The sequence below is a fragment of the Pseudomonas sp. NPDC088885 genome, from assembly GCF_044750025.1.
Taxonomy (GTDB): Bacteria; Pseudomonadota; Gammaproteobacteria; order Pseudomonadales; family Pseudomonadaceae; genus Aquipseudomonas; species Aquipseudomonas rustica.
Window position 1 is genome coordinate 1 of the sequence record NZ_JBIVJB010000200.1, and the last position, 1305, is coordinate 1305.

Genomic DNA, 1305 nt, shown 5'->3' on the forward strand with positions numbered 1-1305 from the left:
ATAGTGGCTACCCCGAAGGTGCCGCTATTCTGCTTCATCACGTTCAGCAAAGTGCCGGAAATACGGGCACCGGAGCAACCGAACGGGTGACCCAGGGCGATCGCGCCGCCATGCAGGTTAACCTTCTCGTTCATCTTGTCGAGTACTTTCAGATCTTTCAGCACTGGCAGAGCCTGTGCAGCGAAAGCTTCGTTGAGCTCGAAGAAGTCGATATCGTTAATGCCAAGACCGGCACGTTTCAAGGCTTTTTGTGTTGCCGGAACTGGACCATAGCCCATGATTGCCGGATCCACACCTGCCACTGCCATCGAACGGATAACCGCCATTGGCTGGATGCCCAGATCTTGTGCGCGCTGCGCCGACATCACGATCATGCACGAAGCACCATCGGTGATCTGCGACGAAGTACCTGCGGTCACGGTGCCGCCCTTTGGATTGAAGGCAGGCTTGAGGGCCGCCAGACTTTCCAGAGTGGTTTCCGGACGAATGGTTTCATCATAGTCGAACAGTTTCAGGAAACCGTTCTCGTCGTAGCCCTGCATCGGGATGATTTCGTCTTTGAACTTGCCTTCCACGGTGGCCTTGTGGGCCAACTGATGGGAACGCACGCCGAAAGCATCTTGCTGCTCGCGAGTGATGCCGTGCATTTTGCCGAGCATTTCAGCAGTCAGACCCATCATGCCCGAGGCTTTCGCCGCGTACAGCGACATGTGCGGGTTCGGATCGACACCGTGCATCATGCTCACGTGGCCCATATGCTCAACGCCGCCAACCACGAACACGTCACCGTTACCGGTCATGATCGCTTGCGCAGCAGTGTGCAGCGCGCTCATCGACGAGCCACACAGACGGCTGACGGTCTGGCCGGCCGAGGTGTGCGGGATCTGGGTCATCAGCGACGCCATGCGCGCGATGTTCCAGCCCTGCTCCAGGGTCTGGTTAACGCAGCCCCAGATCACGTCTTCGACTTCCGCCGGATCGACCTTGACGTTGCGTTCCAGCAGTTTGCTGATCAGGTGCGCCGACATGTCTTCGGCGCGGGTGTTGCGGTGCATGCCGCCCTTGGAGCGGCCCATCGGAGTACGACCGAAGTCGACAATCACGACGTCTCTTGGATTCAAGCTCATAAAATTTCACTCTCGCTCAAAAGTTGGGACGCTTAACCGAAGAACCGTTGGCCGGTTTTGGCCATTTCACGCAGCTTCGCGGTCGGGTGGTACAGCGCGCCCAAATCAGCGTACTGGTCAGCCAGGGCAACGAACTCGGCAACACCGATCGAATCGATGTAGCGCAGTGCACCGCCAC

Annotated in this window: 2 protein-coding genes; both read right to left on the reverse strand. The window is 58.0% G+C overall.

All coding sequences use genetic code 11. The features are described 5' to 3' along the window. Positions 1–1127: acetyl-CoA C-acyltransferase FadA (fadA, locus tag ACIP1X_RS28395; RefSeq protein WP_400755916.1), on the reverse strand; the 1127-nt coding region annotated here is incomplete at its 3' end. Positions 1128–1159: 32 nt separating this feature from the next. Further along, a partial coding sequence (locus tag ACIP1X_RS28400) for a hypothetical protein (RefSeq protein ID WP_400755918.1) occupies positions 1160–1305 on the reverse strand: 146 nt, incomplete at its 5' end.